At 69.6% G+C, this 21,333-nt stretch carries 17 protein-coding genes and 1 tRNA gene; 12 read left to right on the top strand and 6 right to left on the bottom strand.

Annotated features, from left to right (window positions below; genetic code table 11):
• Window positions 1-62: 62 nt before the first annotated feature.
• Window positions 63-3,176 carry a S8 family serine peptidase gene (locus tag MO1_RS13720; protein WP_060916331.1) on the top strand — a complete coding sequence of 1,038 codons (3,114 nt, stop codon included), beginning with the start codon at window positions 63-65 and terminating at the stop codon, window positions 3,174-3,176.
• Window positions 3,177-3,237: 61 nt separating this feature from the next.
• On the opposite strand, the gene MO1_RS13715 is transcribed toward MO1_RS13720, so the two are convergent.
• The gene (locus MO1_RS13715; protein WP_036313188.1) at window positions 3,238-3,657 is read right to left on the bottom strand and encodes a DUF8738 domain-containing protein; all 420 of its coding nucleotides are present in this window, start codon (window positions 3,655-3,657) and stop codon (window positions 3,238-3,240) included.
• Window positions 3,658-3,748: 91 nt separating this feature from the next.
• Here MO1_RS13715 and MO1_RS13710 point away from each other — a divergent pair, with 91 nt between their 5' ends.
• Together MO1_RS13710 and MO1_RS13705 are read left to right on the top strand one after the other, a co-directional pair.
• Window positions 3,749-4,378, top strand: a complete 630-nt coding sequence (locus MO1_RS13710; protein WP_060916330.1) for a DUF1684 domain-containing protein — start codon at window positions 3,749-3,751, stop codon at window positions 4,376-4,378.
• A gap of 196 nt (window positions 4,379-4,574) precedes the next feature.
• Window positions 4,575-5,573 (top strand): aldo/keto reductase, encoded by a 999-nt coding sequence (locus MO1_RS13705; RefSeq protein ID WP_060916329.1) that lies wholly within the window; start codon window positions 4,575-4,577, stop codon window positions 5,571-5,573.
• Between the two features lie 71 nt (window positions 5,574-5,644).
• On the opposite strand, the gene MO1_RS13700 is transcribed toward MO1_RS13705, so the two are convergent.
• From MO1_RS13700 to MO1_RS13685, 5 genes are all read right to left on the bottom strand, one after another.
• Window positions 5,645-6,415, bottom strand: a complete 771-nt coding sequence (locus MO1_RS13700) for a FadR/GntR family transcriptional regulator (RefSeq protein ID WP_060916328.1) — start codon at window positions 6,413-6,415, stop codon at window positions 5,645-5,647.
• Window positions 6,416-6,520: 105 nt separating this feature from the next.
• A tRNA-Met gene (locus tag MO1_RS14655) sits at window positions 6,521-6,593 on the bottom strand.
• An 82-nt stretch (window positions 6,594-6,675) separates the two neighbouring features.
• On the bottom strand, window positions 6,676-8,142 hold the full coding sequence (locus MO1_RS13695; RefSeq protein ID WP_060916327.1) for a serine/threonine protein kinase: 1,467 nt from the start codon (window positions 8,140-8,142) through the stop codon (window positions 6,676-6,678).
• Between the two features lie 90 nt (window positions 8,143-8,232).
• Window positions 8,233-8,571 carry a hypothetical protein gene (locus MO1_RS13690; RefSeq protein WP_060916326.1) on the bottom strand — a complete coding sequence of 113 codons (339 nt, stop codon included), beginning with the start codon at window positions 8,569-8,571 and terminating at the stop codon, window positions 8,233-8,235.
• The gene (locus tag MO1_RS13685) at window positions 8,568-10,028 is read right to left on the bottom strand and encodes a PspC domain-containing protein (RefSeq protein ID WP_060916325.1); all 1,461 of its coding nucleotides are present in this window, start codon (window positions 10,026-10,028) and stop codon (window positions 8,568-8,570) included. Before MO1_RS13685 ends, MO1_RS13690 begins: the two co-directional genes overlap by 4 nt.
• A gap of 114 nt (window positions 10,029-10,142) precedes the next feature.
• On the opposite strand from MO1_RS13685, the gene MO1_RS13680 reads away from it, so the two are divergent.
• From MO1_RS13680 to MO1_RS13640, 9 genes are all read left to right on the top strand, one after another.
• The gene (locus MO1_RS13680) at window positions 10,143-11,414 is read left to right on the top strand and encodes an ATP-binding protein (protein WP_082724430.1); all 1,272 of its coding nucleotides are present in this window, start codon (window positions 10,143-10,145) and stop codon (window positions 11,412-11,414) included.
• Window positions 11,407-12,075: a LuxR C-terminal-related transcriptional regulator gene (locus MO1_RS13675; RefSeq protein WP_060916323.1), complete on the top strand. Its 669-nt coding sequence runs from the start codon at window positions 11,407-11,409 to the stop codon at window positions 12,073-12,075. Before MO1_RS13680 ends, MO1_RS13675 begins: the two co-directional genes overlap by 8 nt.
• A 68-nt stretch (window positions 12,076-12,143) precedes the next feature.
• A complete protein-coding gene (locus MO1_RS13670) occupies window positions 12,144-13,697 on the top strand; it encodes a glycosyltransferase family 2 protein (RefSeq protein ID WP_255209278.1) in 1,554 nt (517 codons plus the stop codon).
• Window positions 13,698-13,770: 73 nt separating this feature from the next.
• Window positions 13,771-14,874, top strand: coding sequence for an FUSC family protein (locus tag MO1_RS13665; RefSeq protein WP_060916321.1), 1,104 nt, complete (start codon window positions 13,771-13,773; stop codon window positions 14,872-14,874).
• 42 nt (window positions 14,875-14,916) lie between these two features.
• Window positions 14,917-16,092: a PP2C family protein-serine/threonine phosphatase gene (locus tag MO1_RS13660; protein WP_076709401.1), complete on the top strand. Its 1,176-nt coding sequence runs from the start codon at window positions 14,917-14,919 to the stop codon at window positions 16,090-16,092.
• Window positions 16,089-18,080 carry a glycosyltransferase gene (locus MO1_RS13655; protein WP_060916320.1) on the top strand — a complete coding sequence of 664 codons (1,992 nt, stop codon included), beginning with the start codon at window positions 16,089-16,091 and terminating at the stop codon, window positions 18,078-18,080. Before MO1_RS13660 ends, MO1_RS13655 begins: the two co-directional genes overlap by 4 nt.
• On the top strand, window positions 18,065-18,397 hold the full coding sequence (locus MO1_RS13650) for an STAS domain-containing protein (protein WP_060916319.1): 333 nt from the start codon (window positions 18,065-18,067) through the stop codon (window positions 18,395-18,397). The genes MO1_RS13655 and MO1_RS13650 overlap by 16 nt, the downstream gene beginning before the upstream one ends.
• Window positions 18,387-18,803 (top strand): ATP-binding protein, encoded by a 417-nt coding sequence (locus tag MO1_RS13645; RefSeq protein ID WP_060916318.1) that lies wholly within the window; start codon window positions 18,387-18,389, stop codon window positions 18,801-18,803. Before MO1_RS13650 ends, MO1_RS13645 begins: the two co-directional genes overlap by 11 nt.
• A gap of 44 nt (window positions 18,804-18,847) precedes the next feature.
• Window positions 18,848-21,307, top strand: coding sequence for an ATP-dependent helicase (locus tag MO1_RS13640; RefSeq protein WP_036313136.1), 2,460 nt, complete (start codon window positions 18,848-18,850; stop codon window positions 21,305-21,307).
• The last annotated feature ends 26 nt before the right edge of the window (window positions 21,308-21,333 follow it).

Here is a 21,333-nt window from a genome sequence, read left to right as displayed (position 1 = left end):
TCGACTCGGATGAACCGTCATCTGTGCCGAGCGCTCTTCCCAGAAGGAAAGGCGGTCCCCCCTTGCACCGACGCATACTGGCGGTCGCGGGCGTCCTCGCGCTCTCGCTGCCCACGACCGCGGCGCTCGCCGCAACACCCGACGATGACCCCACCGCCCGATTCGAACGGAGCACGTCGAGCGGCACGCTCGACAGCTCCTTCTCGGCCGGAGCGATCGACCCCGATCGGCAGGTCTCGGTCGTCATCGAGATGGAGGGCGACCCCGTCGCCGTCGTCGAAGCGGAAGAAGGTCGCTCGCTCAGCAAGCGCGAGCGCACCGATGTGAAGAAGGACCTCAAGGCGGCGCAGGACGCGATCCGCTCCGGCATCACCCAGCGCGGCGGGAAGATCCGCGCGCAGATGCAGTCCGCCTACAACGGCATCCAGGCCACCGTTCCCACCGGGCAGCTCGACGACGTCGCTGCGCTTCCCGGAGTCGTGGCCGTCCACCCCGTCGTCCGGCACGAGATCGACAACTCCGTCTCCGTCCCGTTCCTCGGGGTTCCCCAGGTGTGGCAGAGCACCGGCTACACGGGCAAGAACGTCAAGGTCGCGATCATCGACACCGGTATCGACTACACGCACGCGGGATTCGGTGGGCCCGGCACCGTCGCCGCATACGAAGCCGCAGCCGCGACGTCCGATCAGCCGGCAGACCCCGCCCTGTTCGGTCCGAAGGCTCCCCGTGTCAAGGGCGGCATCGACCTCGTGGGCGACGACTACAACCCGTCCGGCACGGGCGACGCCCTGATCCCGAAGCCCGACGCGAACCCCCTCGACTGCGAAGGCCACGGCTCGCACGTCGCCGGCACCACCGGCGGCTCCGGTGTCCTCCCTGACGGTTCCACCTACAAGGGCCCGTACAACGCGAAGACCGCGTCCACGACGTTCGGCATCGGCCCCGGCGTCGCGCCGCAGGCCGACTTGTACGCCGTCCGCGTGTTCGGCTGCGACGGCTCGACCGAGATGACCATCCAAGCCATCGATTGGGCCGTCGACAACGGCATGGACGTCATCAACATGTCGCTCGGCTCCTCGTTCGGAACGGGTGACGACCCGAGCGCCGTCGCGGCGGCCAACGCCGTCGGCGCGGGCGTCGTCGTGGTGGCCTCGGCCGGCAACTCCGGTCCGAGCCCCTACCTCACCGGCTCCCCGGGCAGCGGCGACGGCGTGATCGCCGTGTCCGCGATCGACAGCACCGCGTCGTTCCCCGGCGCCGCTCTCACTGTCGGTGGCAAGACCATCGAGGCGATCAACGCCAACGGCGCGTCGCTCGAAGGCCTCGGCGCCCTGAAGGTCGTGCGGCTCACCGACGACCCCGCGACGACCGCGAACGAGTCGCTCGGATGCGCGGCATCCGACTACACCCGCGTCGGTGTCACGAGCGGAGGCGGTCAGATCGCCGTCACTGCCCGCGGCACGTGCGCCCGTGCGGCCAAGCCGATCTTCGGTCAGCAGGCCGGTGCGGCAGCCGTCCTGATGGTCAACTCGACCGATGACCTGCCGCCGTACGAGGGCGTCATCGCCGAGAACCCCGACGATGGGACGCCCTACGAGGTGACGATCCCGTTCTTCGGCGTCCCCTCCTCGGCCGGCGCGGCATTCACGAACGGTGCCACGGTGACGGTCAAGGCGCAGAAGATCGCGAACCCCGCCTTCCGCGGCTACGCGTCGTTCAGCTCGTCCGGTCCGCGCAGCGGTGACAGCTCGATCAGCCCCGACGTCGCGGCCCCGGGAGTGTCGATCTCTTCCGTCGCGGTCGGCACCGGAAGCGATTCGGCAGTCCTGTCGGGAACCTCCATGGCCGCACCGCACGTGGCCGGCGTCGCCGCTCTCACGGTGCAGGCGCACCCTTCGTGGAACACCGAGCAGATCTCGGCTGCTCTCGTATCCACCGCTGACCCCAAGGGTGTCGCCGGCATCGATCCGACCCGCGGTGGTGTCGGTCTCGTCGACACGGCGCAGGCGGTGGCGACGAAGGTGACGGCGACGGGTGACAGCTTCCGGACCGACAGCGGGCGGATGCGCGAGACGGCACTGAGCTTCGGGTTCGACGAGTCGACCAAGACGCTCGGTGGAACGAAGAAGGTCACCGTCCGCAACGACGGTAAGAAGCCGGTGACGTTCACCGTCTCGACCGCACCGTCGTCGCAGTCGCTCAAGGCGAAGGTCACGACGAGCACGAAGAAGGTGACCGTCCGTCCCGGGCGTACCGAAACCTTCCGCGTCTCGGTCTCGATCGGGGCATCGTCGGTGCCCGGCTCGCTCTCCGCGGACGACCAGTTCTCGTTCTCCGAGGTCTCGGGCGACGTCGTGCTCACGGCGCCCGGCTCGACGCTGCGGGTGCCCTACCTCCTCGTCCCGCGCTCCAACAGCGACGTGACGGTGAAGGGCTCGCTCAGCACTCGTGGACGCGTCACCGACGGTGACCGCACTCTCGATCTGAAGAACCGCAAGGGTGCACTCGATGCGGCAGCCGACGTCTACACGTGGGGTCTGTCGGACAAGAAGGATGCCCCGAAGACGATCACCGACACCGGGTACGACCTGCGCGCCGCCGGCGTTCAGTCGTTCGCGACGGCAGAAGGAGACCAGCTGGCCGTCTTCGCCGTGAACACGCACTCGCGGTGGTCCAACGCGGCATCCAATGAGTTCGACGTCGTGATCGACTCCGACCGTGACGGTAAGCCGGACTGGGTCGTCCTCTCCTACGACTCCGGTGCGGTCCGCGCGGGTGACGTCGACGGTGTCGCCGAGGTGTTCGTCCAGAACGTCAAGACCGGCGCGATCGCACCGAGCGGATTCCTCGCTCAGGCGCCGACGGACAGCAGCACGATCCTGTTGCCGGTCAACCTCGCCGATCTGGGCATCACGGGTCCGTTCGACTACACGGTGCAGTCGTTCAGCGGAACCACGGACGGAAGCGACGCGTTCGACGGAAAGGCGACGTACGACCCGAGCAACCCGGCGTTCAGCAACGGTCAGTACGAGGTCGTCCCCCGGGGCGGCAAGGCCTCGGTGACGGTGCGGACGGATGCCTCGGCGTTCGCCGTGCAGAAGCCGCTCGGCGCCATGGTGGTCGTGGTCGATAACGAGTCGGGGGCCGATGAGGCCCTGCTCGTGAAGACCAAGTAACACCCCCCCAGAGGAAGGGGCGGTGCGTCGAGAGACGCGCCGCCCCTTTCGGCATCCGTCGTCAGCGTTCGCAGAGCAGAGGATCGTCGCCGCGGCCGAATCGATAGTCGAACGTGCGGTCGTCCGCCCGGACGATGACGCGGTAGCCGTCCACGAGAGCCTGCGTGTATGACATGCCCGGCTGGGGGCACCCCAGCGAACCGTTGGCGAACTCGACGCGTTCCGCGGTGACCAGGGTCGGCTCACCCGACACCCCTCGCGCCGCGAGATCAGCGACGAGCGCCTTCCACTTGGCCTCGGGAACCTCGGCAGGAGCTCCGGTCGGGACGAGCGGGGTGGGACTGGCCCGCAGGAATGGCGGGCGGCTCGAGGGGGCTGGCCCGTCGGACTCGGGCATCGCGGTTCCTTCCGTTGCGCAGGCGGTGAGGGTGAGCGCAGCGCACACGATGGCTGCCGCGAACATCGAGGGATGTGTGCGCATGGAGCACCTCCTTCCCGCGAGGCTACGCGCGCCGCGTGCTCTCGGGGAGGGGTCCGGCCCGATTCGAAGCGAAGGCGCGTAGCCTGAGCCGATGATCCCCACGGCTGCCCGAACCGCCACCGATGTCGTCGACTGGCGTCGACGCGTCTTCGCCCTCTACGCGGACGTTCGACAAGCTGCGAGTCCGGAGGAGGGCCACGCGCGGTGGCAGCGCGGACGCGACGACATGCTCGCGACGCACCCCGCAACCCCCCTCCTGCCGGAGGTGCGTCCCGACTTCACCGGCGTACCGATCGCGGCGTACGACCCCGACTGGCGGTTCGAGTTGCCGCTCCTGCCAGCCGAGCCCGGCGGGTTCGAGTTCGCGACGGGCACGGACGGGGTGGTGCCCTTCGAGCGGATCGCCCTTGTGGAGGTTCCGGAGGTGGGAACGCTGGACGTGTGGCGCCTCACGACGTACGGCGGCGGTCTCTTCATCCCTGTGCGCGATGCGTTGGCGGGACGCCCTGAGGGAACCTACGGGGGCGGCCGCTACCTCATCGACACGATCAAGGGTGCGGATCTCGGCTCGGATGCCGCGGCCGGAACGATCGTGCTCGACTTCAACTTCGCCTACAACCCGTCGTGCGCCTACGACCCGGCGTGGGCCTGCCCTCTGGCGCAGCCCGGCAATGTGCTCGCGGTCGAGGTGCCCGTCGGTGAGCGGTACCCCGGCGCCTGAAGGCAGGCAGCGAACTGTCCGCCGCGTCAGACGCGGACAAGAGGTCCGATGTATTCGTACGTCACTGCGGACTATTCCCGCGAAAACACGCCTTCCTGGTAGCGTTCGGCTCATACATTGGATGAATCGGCTCGCCGCCGCGGTAATGCCGCCCCGCGCCGCCCGCTCAGCCGACAACGAAAGAATCGATGACCGGATGACCGCCCTCTCCCTCGCCACGCGATCCATCAGGGGGCATCTCCCCGTCAGCGATGTCGGTTTCGGCGCCGCGCAACTCGGCAACCTCAATCGTCGGACGACCGACGAGGAGTCGACCGCGGCGGTACACGCAGCCTTGGCCGCGGGAGTCACGTACTTCGACACAGCTCCGCACTACGGCCTCGGCCTCTCCGAGCGCCGGCTGGGGGCTGCGCTGGCCGGAACGCCCCGCGATGACGTCGTCATTTCGACGAAGGTCGGCCGACTGCTCGTCGACAGCCCCGATACGGCAGATCGTCAGGACGATCAGGGTTTCGTTGTGCCGGCATCCGTCCGTCGTGAGTGGGACTTCTCAGCTGACGGTGTGAAGCGCTCGATCGAGGCCAGCCTCGCCCGTCTCGGCACGGACCGGATCGACATCGTCTACCTGCACGATCCGGACGACCACGAAGAGCAGGCCACCCGCGAAGCGTTGCCGGCGCTCATCGAACTCCGCGAGCAGGGCGTCGTCCGCGCGATCGGCGCGGGGATGAACCAGTCGGCGATGCCAGCTCGGTTCATCCAGGCGCACGACATCGACGTGGTGATGCTCGCGGGTCGGTTCACGTTGCTGGTTCAGACGGCACTGGCCGATCTGATGCCCCTCGCGCTCCGGCGAGGCGTCGCGATCGTCGCCGCCGGCGTCTACAACTCCGGACTGCTCAGCTCGGCTCAGATCCGGCCCGACGCGCACTTCGACTACGCGCCCGCCTCCGACGAGGTCCGCGAGCGGGCAGAGCGGCTCGCCGCGATCTGCCACGCCCATGGCGTCGATCTCCCGTCCGCAGCGGTGCAGTACCCGCTGCGGCATCCCGCCGTCGTCTCGACCGTCATCGGCATGCGCAGCGTCGCGCACGTCGAGAGCAGCATCGAACGGCGGACGTCGCTCATCCCCGAAGACCTGTGGGCCGAGCTCGCTGAGGCGGGCCTCGCCCCGGACCCCGTGGGTGCCGCCTGACGGTTATGGCCGACGCTTTCGCGACCGCCGAGTCCCGCATCGCTGCGTGTCAACGGGGTCGGACGTCGCGATCAGGACGACTGATCCTCGGCAGCCCGCTCCCGCCCGCGAGATTCCGCGAAGTCCTCGACCGCGAGCAGGTGCACATGCATCCGCATCCGCGCTCGATCGGAGTCGTGACGTGCGATCTCGTCCAGGATGCCGCGATGCTCGGCCTGCGTGGCGGCGGTGGCGCCGCGCTCTTCGAGCGCACGCCAGACGCGGGTGCGGTAGGTGTGCCCGGCGAGCGAATTCACGAGGGCCGCGAGGAGCGGGTTGCCGCTGGACTGAGCGATCAACCGATGGAACTGCGTGTCGACGTCGATGATCGCGCCGATGTCGCTCTGCTCGGCCCCGGCGTCGAGAAGGACGTCGACCCGGTCGAGCGCGGCACTCATCTCGGCGATCTCCTCCTCAGTGGCCACGCGGGCCGCGAGCGCCGCGCTCTCGGCTTCGAGCACGCGACGCACGTTCAGCAGCTGGGCGGGTTCCGCATCCATCTGCCGATCGGCGAACCAGGTCAGAGGCCCCAGCAGCTTCGCGGCATCCAGGGCGGTGATGTACGTGCCGTCGCCCTGCCGGGTCTCGACGACGCCCAGGACAGCCAACGCTCGGACCCCTTCGCGCAACGAACCGCGCGAGACACCGATCTGCTCGGCAAGGTCCTTCTCGATGGGCAGACGATCGCCGGGGCGCAGCTTCCCGGATTCGACCATCGACAGGATGGATGCGACGACGATGTCGGTCTGCGACGGCCGCGGCGACGACGCAGTCGGATCCGAGGAAGGACCTGACGGGATCATTTGCCCATCGTAGAGGAGGGCAGGTGGCCCTCGACGCTCTCCCGCACCCGCGGGGCGGGTCGGAGGCCCGGCACCGTCGGTGGCGGAGCGATGCCGCCGACTTCGACGCGACGGCGGGAGTCGAACCCGCTGCACACCCGGGTATGAACCGGTGCCCGGGACCACCCGGACCGTCGCGATGGCCTCACGCTAACCCGGGCCGCGGACATCCCTCCGGGCGATGACCGGAGATGACGCACGATAACGGCGTGTGACGGGACTCAGCCGTTCTTCTTGTCGTTGCCGTTGCCGTTCCCGTTCCCGTTGGAGGAGCCTCCGCGGACGGCAGAGTTCTCGTTCGCGTTCTCCCGGGCCTTCTCGTTGGCGTTCTCGCGTGCGGACTGGCCGGGGACCTTGTCCTCGTCGGCGGATGCCGGTGGGGTCGAGGCAGGCCCCTCATCGGAGCCGCTCGTGTCCGTCGTTGCGGTGTCGGGATCGGCGGGCGTCGTGTCGGTGGCCACGGGCTCGCGGGTATCGGCCGTGTCCAGGGTCACCACGGCCTGATCGCCGCCGTTCACCAAGAGTTCCGCGGGGGCGGGGTTCGTCGGCTCGCTGACGGTCTCCTCGGGGGCCGGGCGACCGCCCGGCGTTCCGTTCGCCCACCACGCGCCGACGAGGATCTGGACGGCGATGACTGCGCCGGCGGCGCCGGCGAGAATCCATGCCCGCGACCGCCGCATTCGTCTGTGAGACCGGACGGCGCGACGGGAGGTGGGCAGCTCGACCTCGTCGAACAAGGAGTCCGCAGCGGCGGCGGCGGTCGCAGCAGTCGCTACGGTCGGCTCGGCGGACCAGGCCTGCGTCGTCTCGTCGAGCGCCGCGACGGTGGGACGGGGCATCCGGACGATGTCGGTCGGCAGCGAACGAGCGCGCCGCGCGACGTCCGCCGCGGCCGGTCGAGTGGCGGGGTCTCGCGCGATCATGGCACCCAGCAGGGCGGACCACTCCGGGCCGAGCCAGGCGGGGATGTCGGGCGACTCCACGAGGCGCGCCATCACGCGTCCGATTCCGGATGCCTCGGGGAAAGCCCGTTCGCCGGTGATCGTCTCCAGAGCGAGAAGGCCCAGCGCGTAGATGTCGGCCGGTGGCCCCGCAGGTTCGCCTCGCACCTGCTCGGGGGCGAGGTAGGCGGCGGTGCCGATGACTGTGCCCGGCGTCGTGTGACGGGTGCTGTCCGCGAGATAGGCAACGCCGAAATCCGCGAGCTTTGCGGCGTGCGCGCGGCCCGGAGTGATCGACGGGGCCAGAAGGACGTTCGACGGCTTGACGTCTCGGTGGACGATGCCCGAGCGGTGCACGATGTCGAGCCCCGCGGCGAGTTCACCGACGAGGCCGGCGGTCTCGGCGGCATCCACCGGCCCATCCTGAAGGGCGGCCGCGAGAGAGCGGCCTTCAACGAACTCCATGACGAGGTACTCGGGCTGACCCGGCACGATCTTGGCGTCGAACAGGGTCACGAGCGAGGGGTGGTTCAGCGACGCGAGCAGCGACATCTCGGTGCGGGCCCGGGGCAGGATCGCGGGGTTCTCCGCCTCCGACCGCATGATCTTGATGGCGACGGTGCGACCGAGGATCACGTCTTCCGCCCGGTACACCCGGGCCATGCCGCCCTGACCGACGCATGCGCCGAGGACGTAGCGACCGTCCAGCATTCCCGACGTGACTGGCTCGTCGAACGGATCGGTCACGGGTACTCCTGCGGGTGTTCCAGGCGCGGAGCGCCGGCCGAGACGTCGCCCGGGTACAGCGACATTCCGACCGTAGAGTGCCGACCGCGGTCAGGTCTGGCGGGTTGACTCCGAAGCGATTTGGTGCATTCGACGCTGCGCGAGGGAGCGCTGCCCCACGCGGAGGCGCCCGGCGACGCCGGCGATGGCGAGGAGCGCTCCGACGAGGAGCAGTCCGACCGCAATCGCCGAGGCGAGATCCGCAGCCGCAATCGTGTCGGTCAGCGCCCGCATGGTCGCGGGGGAGGAGATGAATGCGTAACCGGCGGCCGCCATCGCCGCGAAAGTGAGGCCCCAGACGATCGCGGCCCAGCGGACGCGCGGGCCGGTCGGGGAAGCGGGTGATGCGGGCGCGAGCTCGCCCAGGGGGACGGTGGATGCGTCGGTCACGATGTGGGCCCTTCGGATGCGAAGTCGGAGTCGACGTTGACGTCGATGTATCCCGAGTCCTGCTCGAGGTGAAGCTTCTGGGTCGTGCGGGGAGATGCGGTGTCGCCGAAGGTGGCGGTGTACCGGGTTCGACCGTCGGGGAGGGACGTCCGTGAGACGCTGTCCAGTTCGTCCAGGCCGACGAACCCGTCGGAGGGGGTCGAGACGTAGGCCGACGCGGTGTCGGTGACGATCTCGAGGTCCAGGCGAACCTCGTCGTCGACCGCGATGGTCGTTCCGCCGGCACGCTTGTGTACCTGCATCGCGCCGTCGGCACCGGTCTCCTGCAGCGAGATCCACAGGTCCCCCCACGGCTGCACGAAGGTGTCGGGGCCTTGATAGAACTGCCCCGCGACATTCGAAATGCTCCAGCTCCCCACATGCAGATCGCGGCCGACCGAAATGACGGAAGCCCCGATGCCGGTGACGAGTGCGAGACCGGTGACGAATGCGAGGAATCCGCTGCGTCGCCGGAGCGCACCCGCGACGGTCATCGCCCCGGCCAGCACCATGGCCGCGACGAAAAGCCCGGCTGCGACCCGATCGGCTCCGCCCGCGGTCAGCGCGACGATCGTCCCCACGGTCACCGCGGCGCCGATCGCGAGGGTAACGAACGGGAGCGGCGCACGAGGCGCAGTGGCGTGGCGCTCACGACGACGGGCGGCGGCTTCGGCCGCGAAGGCTGCGGCGCTCTTCTGGCGCTCGCGTCGCAACTGATCTCGCGCGGCGCGTGCGGCATCCTGCTGATCCCGCCGCCATGCCTGGTCTTGGACTTTCCACGCTGCGTGCTGCTCGCGCCATCGCACCAGGTCGTCCTCGTTCGTCGCGTCCGAGGGGGCGTCGGGCTCGACGGGAGCGTCCTCCATCGGCGCGGGCTCCGTGTCGCCCGCGGGCTCCGCGTCGATGGGGGGTGCCGCAGAGCGCGCACCGCGTCGTCCGACCGTGACGACCGCGATGATCGAGAACCCGACCGCGACCGCCGCGAGGGCGAGGATCAGGACGGCGATGTCGCCGACGAACACCCCGCCGAGGAGGGCGAGGCTCGGAATCCCGAGGAGCAGCGGCAACGGAGCCGGGATGAAGGATGCCGCGAGGAAGACGAGCGCACCCACCTGGCCTGAATTGAAGATGCGATACCGCGCTTCGAGCCCCGGGGTCCGCCCCGACGCATCGGGCAGGACCGCCCACGCCACGGCGTAGACGAGCGTCACCGGGAATCCGAGGATCGCGAGGACGACGAGGATGCCGCGAACGATCAGCGGATCGACGGCCCATCGCGCGGCGGCACCGGCAGCGACCCCGCCGAACCACCCGTTCATGCGGACGAACCCGAGGCTCGCCGTCCACCCGAAGAAGCGGTCGGCGGCACCGTCCCGGGGCGGAGTGAAGGGAGGGGCGAGGGTCGGTTCGGAGGGCATGTTCCGAGGATGCCGGGGTTGCGGCATCCTCCACCATCAGGGGTGACCCTGATCCATCCCTGATCCCTCTTCCGGATGATGTGCGCGGCGAGACGCCGATGGTTTGATGTGGACATGCCCACTCTTTCGGCCGCCACGGATGCTGCGGCTCGCCCGCTCCGGCCGGCGCGCCCCGTCGGGCGTCCTGCCCGCGTCCCGCTCGCGCGGCCGCGGACGATGGCGGTGACAGGCGTGGGCGCGGGCCTCGCCGACCACGTCGGCGTCTCCGTGACGCGCGTGCGGCTGCTCCTCACGGTGGCCGCCGTCCTCGGCGGGGCCGGACTCCTCTTCTATGTGTGGTGCTGGCTGTTCATGCCGCTCCGTGCGGGCGACCGAGCGACGGAACGCCGTGTGCCGGTGGCGTGGCTGCTCCTGACCGGAGCAGGCATCGCCGCCATCGGCCTCCTGTTCGTAGCGCAGACATCCGTCGACCTCGATCTGAACGTCTTCTTCCGGGAGACGGCGGGGGATGCGCTGCGCTTCTGGCCGACCGTCCCGTGGGCGTGGGCCACGACGCTGCTGGCGACCGCCGCGGGCGTGTGGGCGGGCAGCATCGACCGCGTCGACCCGTCCAGAGGTCCTCGGCACGCGTTGATCGTGCGGGTGCTCGCAGCTGTCGCGCTCGCCGCCGTGTTCGTCGCCGTCGCCGGCACGGCTGACGTGCGCGGCGGGCGCGCTGTCATCGGCGAGCTCGTCCTGCCCGTTGTCGGCGTCGCGGCCATCGCCGCATCCGCTCTTCTGCAGGCGTGGCGTCACCTCGTCGACGAGCGGATCGGACGCGTGCGCGATGAGCAGCGCTCGGCGATGGCGGCCCACCTCCACGACTCCGTCCTGCAGACGCTCGCCCTGATCCAGAACCGCTCGGGCGCCTCGAGCGAGGTGTCGCGTATCGCGCGAGCGCAGGAACGGGAGCTGCGCGCGTGGCTGTACGACGGTGACTCCCCGGCCGACAGTGATCTTCCCACCGACCTGCGTGACTACGCGGGCGCGCTCGAGCTCGACTTCCCGGTCCGGATCGAGGTCGTCTCGACCGGTACGTCGACGGAGCGTGCCAGCGGCGAACTCGCGGCTGCCGCTCGTGAGGCGATGCTCAACGCGGCTCGCCACGCGGGCGGTGAGATCTCCGTGTACATCGAGGGGGCGGCATCCGCTGTCGACGTCTTCATCCGTGACCGCGGCGACGGGTTCGACCCTGCGGCCGTGCCGGCGGACCGCTGGGGTGTGCGGGAGTCGATCGTCGGACGGATGCGGCGGGCCGGCGGCACCGCCGTCATCCGGTCCGTGCCCGACGTCACCGGCACCGAAGTGCGGCTGAGCCTTCCGACCACAGGAGCGCGGCGTGACTGAGGCGGCTCCCTTGCTGGTCGTGATCGTCGACGATCACTCGATCTTCCGATCGGGGCTGCGGGCCGATCTCGACTCGTCGGTCCACGTCGTGGGCGAGGCGGCGGACGTCGGAAGTGCGATCGCCGTCATCTCGTCCGAACGCCCCGACGTCGTGCTCCTCGACGTGCATCTTCCCGGCGATGACGGCGCTGCCGACGCGATCGGCGGCGAGGCCGTCATCCTCGGTTCCGCCGAGACCCCCACGCGGTTCCTCGCGCTGAGCGTGTCGGACGCCGCGGCCGATGTCGTGCGCGTCATCCGGGCCGGGGCGCGCGGGTACATCACGAAGGGGTCGTCGGGCGCGGACGTGAGTCGCGCGGTGCACGCGGTGGCGGGCGGGGATGCCGTGTTCTCGCCCCGGCTGGCGGGATTCGTCCTCGACGCCTTCGGTGCCGCAGCGGGGGAGACGGCTGCCGTCGACGACGAGCTCGATCGGCTGTCGGGCCGCGAACAGGAGGTGATGCGCCTCATCGCGCGCGGCTACTCCTACAAGGAGGTCGCGCAGGAGCTCTACATCTCGGTGAAGACCGTCGAGACGCACGTTTCCTCAGTGCTGCGCAAATTGCAGCTGTCGTCGCGTCACGAACTGACGGCGTGGGCATCGGAACGGCGTCTGCTCTGATGGCCCTGGCGCGACGACTCACCCCGATGACCACCAAATAAGATTCCATGTATACATATACTCAGTATGTGATTAACTGTCTCCGGGTCCGTGCATCGACTGTTCTCGTCGCCGTGCTCTGGATGGCGCTCGCCCTACCGCTCTTCGGCTGGGCTGCCGCGCAGGGCTCTGCGCTGCCGATCGCCTTCGCCGTGGCGAGCGCCCTCACCTGGATCGCGGGCGGGCGAGCCGCGGCGCTGTGGATGCGATCCGCGATTCCCGGCTCCATGCCGCAAGGCGACACCGGCCGCGGCTCCGACCGGATCGCTCTGCTCGTCTGCATCTGCGATGACCTCGACGCGTCGGCGATCATCCGCAGTTCGCACCAGGATGTTGCCGTCGACGTCGTGCTCCTCGACGATTCCCGCGACCCCGACGTCATCGCGCGGGTCGACGACCTCGCGGCCGCGCGCGGATGGCACGTCATCCGACGTGCGGAACGGTCCGGATTCAAAGCCGGCAACCTCAACGCCGGGATCGCAGAACTCCGCGGGCGCTACGACGCATTCCTCATCTGCGACAGCGACGTCGTCCTCGACCCCGGGGTGGCCCGGATCAGCAGCGCCGCCCTCGCCGACCCCACGGTGGCCGTCGCGCAGGCGTCACCCGCGGCATCCCCGGGGAGAAGCCGCTTCGCGCGGTACTTCGGTCCGTTGCTCGCGACCCACCTCGGAGTCACCCGCCGCGGACGCGGGGCGCATGGCGTCACCGCCTTCCTCGGGCGCGGCGCGCTCGTTCGTGCCGCAGCCCTCGAGGATGTCGCGGGGTTCCCTGAGACCGTCGCGGAAGACCTCGCGATGACCGTTCGGCTCCGCCGCCGCGGCTGGCGGATCGTGGACGTCGACGCCGCCTTCACCGAGGACTACCCGATCGACTACGCGGCGTTCCGGGTGCAGATGCGCAAGACAGCGGAAGGCGCAGTCGAGTTCCTCCGTCACCCGGGGCAGATGCGGGGGCTCCGCTTTCGGGAGGGTCTCGACCTTGCGCTCGAGACCGCCCTCGTGCCGGTCACCGCTCTCGCAGGGGCAGCGACACTGGTCACGGGAGCGGCGCTCGCCGGCATCGGCACGCCCCCGCCCATCTGGGTCATGCTCGTGTCCACGTTCGCGGCATCCGCGCCCCTTCTGCCTGAAGCGGTCCGCCGCGCGCGTACCCAGCGGTTCGCCGCCGGCGCCGCGTTCGCCCTCACGGCAGGTCTGCTCTACGCCTCGACCACGTTCGTCGTCCTCGCTGCGGTCATCCGGACCGTGCTGGGTCGTCGCGCGACGTTCTGGGTGACGCCCAAGACAGCTTCGCACCGTGGCGCGTCGGGCACCGCCGCGCTCTTGCGCGACGAGCTCGTCCTCGTGCCGCTGCTCGCCGTCGGAGCGGTCCTCGCCTCCGGTTCGCTCGCGGCAGTGGTCGGCCCCATCGGGCCCGCGGCGATGGCGACCCTGTTCGCCGTCGGGATGCTCCCGCGTTCCCGTCGCGGGCTGGTCGTCCCCGCCCCGCGGGCCCGTTCGGCGTCGTCGCTTTCGCACCGCGCGGTCGCTGCGCCACCGCGCGGAGCTTTCCCCACCAGGTCGCGCACGCTCGTCAGCTGACTCCGCCTACGACGGTGGAAGCGCGGATGCAAGGGGGCCGCGCACATGCCGGACGCCGGAATAGCGTGCTGGGATGCTCCGCACCACCCCGCGCCTGACGGCCGCCCAGTTGGCGTTGAGCCTCCGCCGCGCAGGAGGCGACGTCTTCACGACGCGGCGGCTGATCCTGGCTCTCAAGACCGCCATCGCCGCCGGCGTCGCCTGGTTCTTCGCGCCCCTCGTCCCGTTCGCGGATGCCGAGTACTCGTACTACGCGCCTCTCGGCGTACTCGTGAGCATGTACCCGACGGTCGCCGACTCGGCGCGCGCAGGCATCCAGTCGCTCATCGGTCTCGCGCTCGGCATCGCGATCGGGTTCGGCGGACTGGCAGTCGTCGCCGCCGGCGCTCCCGGCATCGTCGGGGTGGCGCTGGTGGTCCTCGTCGGTGTGGCGATCGGCGGCATCCGTGCACTCGGCATCGGCCGGGATTGGGTGGCCCTCGCCGGGCTCTTCGTCTTGCTGCTGAGCAAGAACGACCCCGACGACTTCTCGTCGTCGTATCTCGCGACGATGGCGTTCGGCGTGCTCGTCGGTGTGGTGGCCAACTTCGTCCTCGTGCCGCCGCTGTACCTGCAGTCCGCCCGCGACCGGCTGTCGGAGTTGCGCGCCGCGGTGGTGTCCGCGCTCGACCGCGCGGCGGACTCCGCGGGGAAGGGGGAGCCTGATGCCACGAGTCTCCGCGAAGACGGCGATGCGCTCGCTGAGATGGCGATCGCCGTCGCGGCCGACGTCGACGAGGCGTCTCGGTCGGAGCGGGCCAACATCCGCGCTCGTGGGGTCGGCGGCGTGCACGACGAAAACGCCCAGCGGTGGTGGGGGCTCGAGCGCGCAACGTACCTCGCCCGGGATCTGCTCGACGTGCTCGCGCAGCACGACCACCTCGACGAGCGTCACGGCGACGTTGCGAGTCTCGAGGCGGCTCTTCGTCGTGTCGCCGAACTCCTGGCGACCCCGCCCGCAGACGAGGAGATGACCGCGAGAACGGATGCCGCGTGGCGCGCCGTCGACGCCTACGCGGCATCCCTGCCCGCCCCCGATGCCGCCGAGGACCCGCACGATCAGCCCGGTCTCTGGGTCGCCGCCACGCTCGGACGCATCACCGACATCTCGCGACGGGTGTCCGACGCGCTGGCGTGAGGCAGGTTGCGCGGCAGAGGTCATTCATATGAGGGTGAAGGTATGAGCACCACCGTTGGGGACATCGAAGCCCGCGAGCGAGCGCGGCAGCGGGCGGTAGAGGCGCTCGACGTGCTCGACCGGCCGACGGACGAACGCGTCGATCGTGTCACCCGCCTGGCGCGGGAGGTGTTCGGGGTTCCGATGGTGAGCGTGACCCTGCTCGATGACGATCGCCAGTGGCGGCTGTCCGAGCAAGGTTTCGACGGTCAGCGGGAGGCCCCCCGCGAAGGATCATTCTGCGGTGCAGCGGTCGCCAAAGGGTCCATGCTGGTGGTCGAGGACGCGTCGTCCGACGTGGACTTCCGAACCAGCCCCTTCGTCACGGGTGATCCGAACCTGCGTTTCTACGCGGGTCAGCCGCTCGCTGCTCCCGGCGGCGAGCAGATCGGCACCCTCTGCATCCTCGACACCAAGCCGCGCGCGCTCGATGACGCCCAGCGCGATCTCCTCCGCGAGATGGCCCGCTGGGTGGAGACCGAGATCGCCCGGGAGCAAGAGATGGACCGAGCGGGGGAGGTTCAGCGCGCCCTGCTGCCCCGTCGCACTCCGGTCGTGCCGGGCTACACGCTCGCCGCTGACGCAGTCGCGGCCGGATCGGTGATGGGCGACGTCTACGACTGGTACGACCACGATGGTCTCCTTCGCCTGACCCTCGCCGACGTGATGGGCAAGGGACTGGGTGCGGGGCTGGTCGCGGCCAGCGTGAGGGGATCGCTGCGCACGGCGCGCGAGCGGCCCCTCACGACGATCGTGGAAGACCTGGACGTGCAGGTCTCGGAGGATCTCTCGCACCTGCACATGTTCGTCACGGCGGTCGTGGCGGACCTCGATGGCGGAACGGGAGAGGTCCTGCTCGTCGACGCGGGACACTCCCTCACCTTCGTGCTCCGCGCTGATGACACCTGGGAGCCCATCCGCTCCACCGGGCTCCCTCTCGGCATGGGCGCCGACGAGCCGAGGGCCGCTGCCCGCGTCGTCCTCCGCCCCGGAGATGCGCTGCTGTGCTGCAGTGACGGGCTGCTCGACATCCTCGACTCCGAGGACCCGTTCGGGCAGGTGCTGTCGGCGCTCCGCGACCACGGACCGGAGGGCGCCGTCGCCGCGGGGATCGCGCTCGCGCGCGAGCGGAAGGCGCCGGACGACGTCACCCTGATGGTGATCCGGAGGGACGCGTGACCGGACGGTTCATCGCGATCAGGGTTCTCGCCCTGCTGTCGGTCCTGCTCGGCGTGAACTACGTCGCGTGGAGGTGGCTGGCATCGGTGAACTGGGAGGCCTGGTGGATAGCGGTCCCCCTCGTCATCGCGGAGACCTACAGTCTCATCGACACCCTGCTCTTCGCCGTGACGATGTGGCGTGCCCGGGAGCGACCGCGCCCGGCGGCGGCGCCACAGGGCACGGTGGACGTTTTCATCACGACCTACAACGAGCCGATCGACATGGTGATGGCGACGGCTCTCGCCGCGCAGCGCATCACCTATCCGCACGAGACCTGGATCCTGGACGACGGCTCCCGCGCCGAGCTGTCCGCCGCGGCCGAGGCGGCTGGTATCGGATACCTCACCCGCTCCGCGGACTGGGCGGACAAGCCGCGGCACGCCAAAGCGGGCAACCTCAACAATGCGCTTATGGCGACGGACGGCGAGTTCCTCCTGATTCTCGACGCCGACCAGGTGCCGGATCCGCTGATTCTGGAGAACACCCTCGGATACTTCGCCGACGACCCGCAGGTCGCCCTCGTGCAGACTCCGCAGTGGTTCGTCAACGTGGACGAAGCCGACCCGCTGGGCAGTCAGGCGCCGCTGTTCTACGGCCCCATCCAGCAGGGCAAGGACGGGTGGAACGCGGCCTTCTTCTGCGGGTCCAACGCGATCCTCCGCCGCGACGCCCTGATGCAACTGGGGATCGTCGGATACGTCCGAGACCTCGAGGATTCGGTGGTCACGGCATTGAAAGCAGCCCAGCGGATGCTGCGACGCGCGGCATCCGCTCACGACCTCCCCGCGGACGTCGCCGCGGAGTTGGGACGTCTCGCGGCGGCCGTTCACCGGGCGCGCGCGGACCTGGCGCTCGGAGCGCCCATCGCCGAGGTGACGGCCGAGGTCCACGCGGAGGTTCAGGCGGCGTCGCGCCGACTCGTGCAGGTCGACCTCGCCGGCATCCGCGCCGACGTCGAGGAGCTCGCCGCGCTCGCGGTGCAGCGTGACGCCGAGCTCGACGCTTTCGTCGTCGACGATGGAGCGCTCGACGCGCTCGCGGCCCGCGAACTGACCCCGCTCGGGACCATCGCCGCCGTGGACGCGCTCGTGGACGCAGTCCGCGTCGACCGGCCGGGGGAGGCGCAGCCGATCCAGCCGCTCGCGACGATCTCGGTCACCGAGGACATGGCGACGGCGATGCAGCTGCACGCGCTCGGTTGGAGAAGCGTCTACCACCACGAGATCCTCGCGCACGGCCTCGCCCCCGAGGATCTGCGGACGATGCTGACCCAGCGGCTGCGGTGGGCCCAGGGAACGATGCAAGTCCTCCTGCGCGACAACCCGATCGTGAAGAAGGGCCTGACCTTCGGGCAGCGGCTGATGTATTTCGGCACGATGTGGAGCTACCTGAGCGGATTCGCGGCGATCGTCTACCTCGCCGCGCCCATGATCTACCTGCTGCTCGGCGTGCTCCCGGTGACTGCGTGGTCGGTGGACTTCTTCGCCCGGTTCCTGCCCTACTTCATCGTCAACCAGATCCTCTTCGTCGTGGTCGCCAAGGGCATCAGGACGTGGCGAGGGCAGCAATACTCACTCGCGCTGTTCCCCGTCTGGATCGCCGCCTGCGTCACTGCGTTCGCGAATGTCGTCTTCGGACGCTCGCTGAGCTTCGTCGTCACCCGCAAGGACGGTCGTGCCGCCGGTGGCCCGCCGTGGCGGCAGATCTGGCCCCAACTCACGGCGATGGCGCTGCTCGCGGTCTCCGTCGTTGTCGGGATCGTGCGCGTGATCGCCGGGACCGCCGACGGCACGGGCACCCTCGTGAACACCGTATGGGTCGGCTACGACCTGGTCGTCCTCAGCGTCCTGATCCAGGCTGCGAGGTACCAGGGGTACCGGCCCGCCGAGCCCGCTGCATCCTCCTCAGCCCTCGAACAGAAGGAGCCCCCGTGGACATCTCTGTGACGCCCGCAGACGGATACGCCGTCGTCGCCGTCGTCGGACGGCTCACCGCACCAGGGGTGAGCCGCTTCCGCTCCGCCGTCGACGATGCCATCTCCCGTGCCGGCGCGCGCGTCGTCGTCGATCTCGCACGCACCGAGTTCATCGATTCGTCGGGGATCGGGGCCCTGATCGGCGGGCTGAAGTCGGCCCGTCTCGCCGACGGCGACCTTCGCATCGCCGCGGTGCCGGAACCTGTCGCCCGCGTCCTGAAGCTCACCAATCTCGACCGCGTGCTGCGCGCGTACCCGGACGCGGAAGCCGCGTTCGATGGGCGTTGACGCGGCGCGCCGCATCCACGCCCCTGCAGACCTGGCGCTGGTCGACGCCGTCCACGACGCACTCGAAGAACTCTGGCGCGAGGTCCCCGACGTCTCCGACGATGACCGGTTGCTGTTCGGCCTCGCCGTGAGCGAGGTCGTGACCAACGTCGTCGAGCACGCCCCCGGGGATGCGCCCCCGACCGTCGTCGCGGAACTGTCGGTCGACCATCACAGGCTGCTCGCCGTTCTGTCGGATGACGCCGAGCCCGCCCTCATCCGTCTCGACGAGGTGCACATGCCCGCCGAAGACGCCGAATCCGGGCGCGGGCTCGCGTTGGCGCTCGCCGCCCTCGACGAACTTCGCCACGAGACGGGCGAGGGGAACACGTGGGTGTTGCGCCGCGATCGCCGCGGCCCGGCATGAGTCCGGGCGTCGATGTCGGCGCTCGAACGTAGACTCGTGGGGACATGAGCGACTCCATCAAGCCCGTCATCGTCGGCGCCGGAGCGCCCCGCCCCGCGGGCGATTCCCGCCCCGACGAAGACCTCCTGGCCGGTCTCAACCCGCCCCAGCGCGAGGCCGTCACCCATCGGGGGCCGGCGCTGCTGATCGTCGCGGGCGCAGGCTCCGGCAAGACGAGCGTGCTCACCCGCCGCATCGCTTCGCTCCTGCGCACGCGAGAGGCCTACCCGAGCCAGATCCTCGCGATCACCTTCACGAACAAGGCCGCGGGGGAGATGCGCGAGCGCGTGCGCCAGCTCATCGGCGACAGTGCGCAGGGCATGTGGATCTCGACCTTCCACTCGGCGTGCGTGCGCATTCTGCGCCGCGAGGCCGACCAGTTCGGCTTCACCAAGAGCTTCACCATCTACGACTCCGGCGACTCACGGGCCCTCGTCAAGCGACTCGTCAAGGAACACGAGGGTGACTCGTTCGGCTTCACTCCGGCAGCGGTCCAGGGCCGCATCTCGAAGCTGAAGAACGAACTGGCGGACGCCGAGTCCTACGCGCGCCAGGCGAATATGAGCGACCCCGCCGAGCGGGTGTTCGTCGACATCTTCGCGGATTACCAGCGTGCGCTGCAGAAGGCCAATGCGTTCGACTTCGACGACCTCATCGCGCAGACGGTGTATCTGTTCCGCGCGTTCCCGCACGTCGCCGATGTGTACCGCAAACGGTTCCGGCACGTCCTCGTCGATGAGTACCAGGACACGAACCACGCCCAGTACGCCCTCATCCACGAGCTCACGCGGCCCGTCGTCGGTAAGGCGGGCGACGCATTCTCGAGCGGCGGGATGATGATCTTCGAGCCGGATGAAGCTCCCGAGGTCGAGGGCGCGTCCCTCACCGTCGTCGGTGACTCGGATCAGTCGATCTACGCCTTCCGCGGCGCCGACATCCGCAACATCAGCGAGTTCGAGCGCGACTTCCCCGGGGCGAAGGTCGTGCTGCTCGAGCAGAACTACCGCTCGACCCAGAACATCCTGTCGGCGGCGAACGCCGTCATCGGCCACAACTTCGACCGCAAGGACAAGAAGCTCTGGACCGACGTCGGCGACGGTGACCCGATCATCGGCTTCACCGGATACTCGCAGCACGATGAGGCGCAGTTCGTGGCCGACGAGATCGAGGCTCTGCACCGCAAGAACGTCGACTACTCGCAGATGGCGGTCTTCTACCGGACCAACTCGCAGTCGCGTGCGCTCGAAGAGATCTTCATCCGCTCGGCGGTGCCCTACAAGATCATGGGCGGCACCAAGTTCTACGACCGCGCCGAGATCAAGGACGCGATGGCGTACCTCATCGCGGTGGCGAACCCCGCCGACGAGATGGCCGTCCGCCGCATCCTCAACAAGCCCCGACGAGGCATCGGCGACGTCACCGAGACAGCGATCGCCCGGTACGCGGCATCGGAGGGCATCACCTTCCGCGACGCTCTCGCGAACGCATCGGCGCTCGGGGTCGGCGTGAAGGTGCAGAAGGCGATCGCGGAACTGGATGCCGTCCTCGTCGAGGCATCCGAGATCATGCTCCCCAGCTCGGGCGAGATCCCGCCGTCGACGTCCGTCACCGAGGGGCTTCGCGTTCTGCTCAACAAGTCGGGCTACTACGACGTCCTCCGCATGTCGAAGGACCCGCAGGACGAGGCGCGCGTCGAGAACCTCGACGAGCTCGTCGCGGTGACGCGCGAGTTCGCGCGCAACAACCCCGACGGCACGCTGCTGGACTTCCTCACCGAAGTGACGCTGGTGTCGGATGCCGACGACCTCGATGACGCCAGTGGGTCGGTCTCACTCATGACGATGCACACGGCGAAGGGCCTCGAGTACGACGCCGTCTTCGTGACGGGCGTCGAGGAAGACCTCATCCCGCACCGGATCTCGGCGGGGGAGCCCGGTGGTCCCCAGGAGGAGCGGCGCCTCTTCTATGTGGCGCTCACCCGTGCGCGTAAGCGGCTGCACCTGTCGCTGGCGATGACCCGCGCCCAGTTCGGTGAAGTCTCGGCCGCGATGCCGAGCCGGTTCCTGCAGGAGATCCCGCACGAGCTGATCGACTGGCGCCAGTCGCCGGGCGACGTGAACTCCCGCGGCGGCATGCAGTCTCGTGCGATCAACGGGCGCCCCGGTGCGGGCGGGTCGCGCTTCGGCGGGTCAGGATCGAACCGCTACGGCGACGACCTCGTGCCCCTGCCGCGACGGGAGAAGTCCGACGCGCTCGCGAAGTTCACCAACCGCATCCCGGCGAAGATCCGCGACAACGGCGACATGGAGTTGGCGGCGGGCGACCGCATCCGTCACGACGATTTCGGCGAGGGCAAAGTCGACATGATCACCGGCGAGGGTGCCAAGCGCGTCGCCCACGTCCGGTTCGACACCGCGGGTCCGAAGAAGCTGCTGATCAAGGTCGCTCCGATCACCAAGCTCTGAGTGAACGACGGCGTTACGCGGCTGTG

The organism is Microbacterium oleivorans NBRC 103075 (assembly GCF_001552475.1).
Classification (GTDB): Bacteria; Actinomycetota; Actinomycetes; order Actinomycetales; family Microbacteriaceae; genus Microbacterium; species Microbacterium oleivorans.
This window is presented reverse-complemented; position numbering and strand designations above follow the sequence as displayed.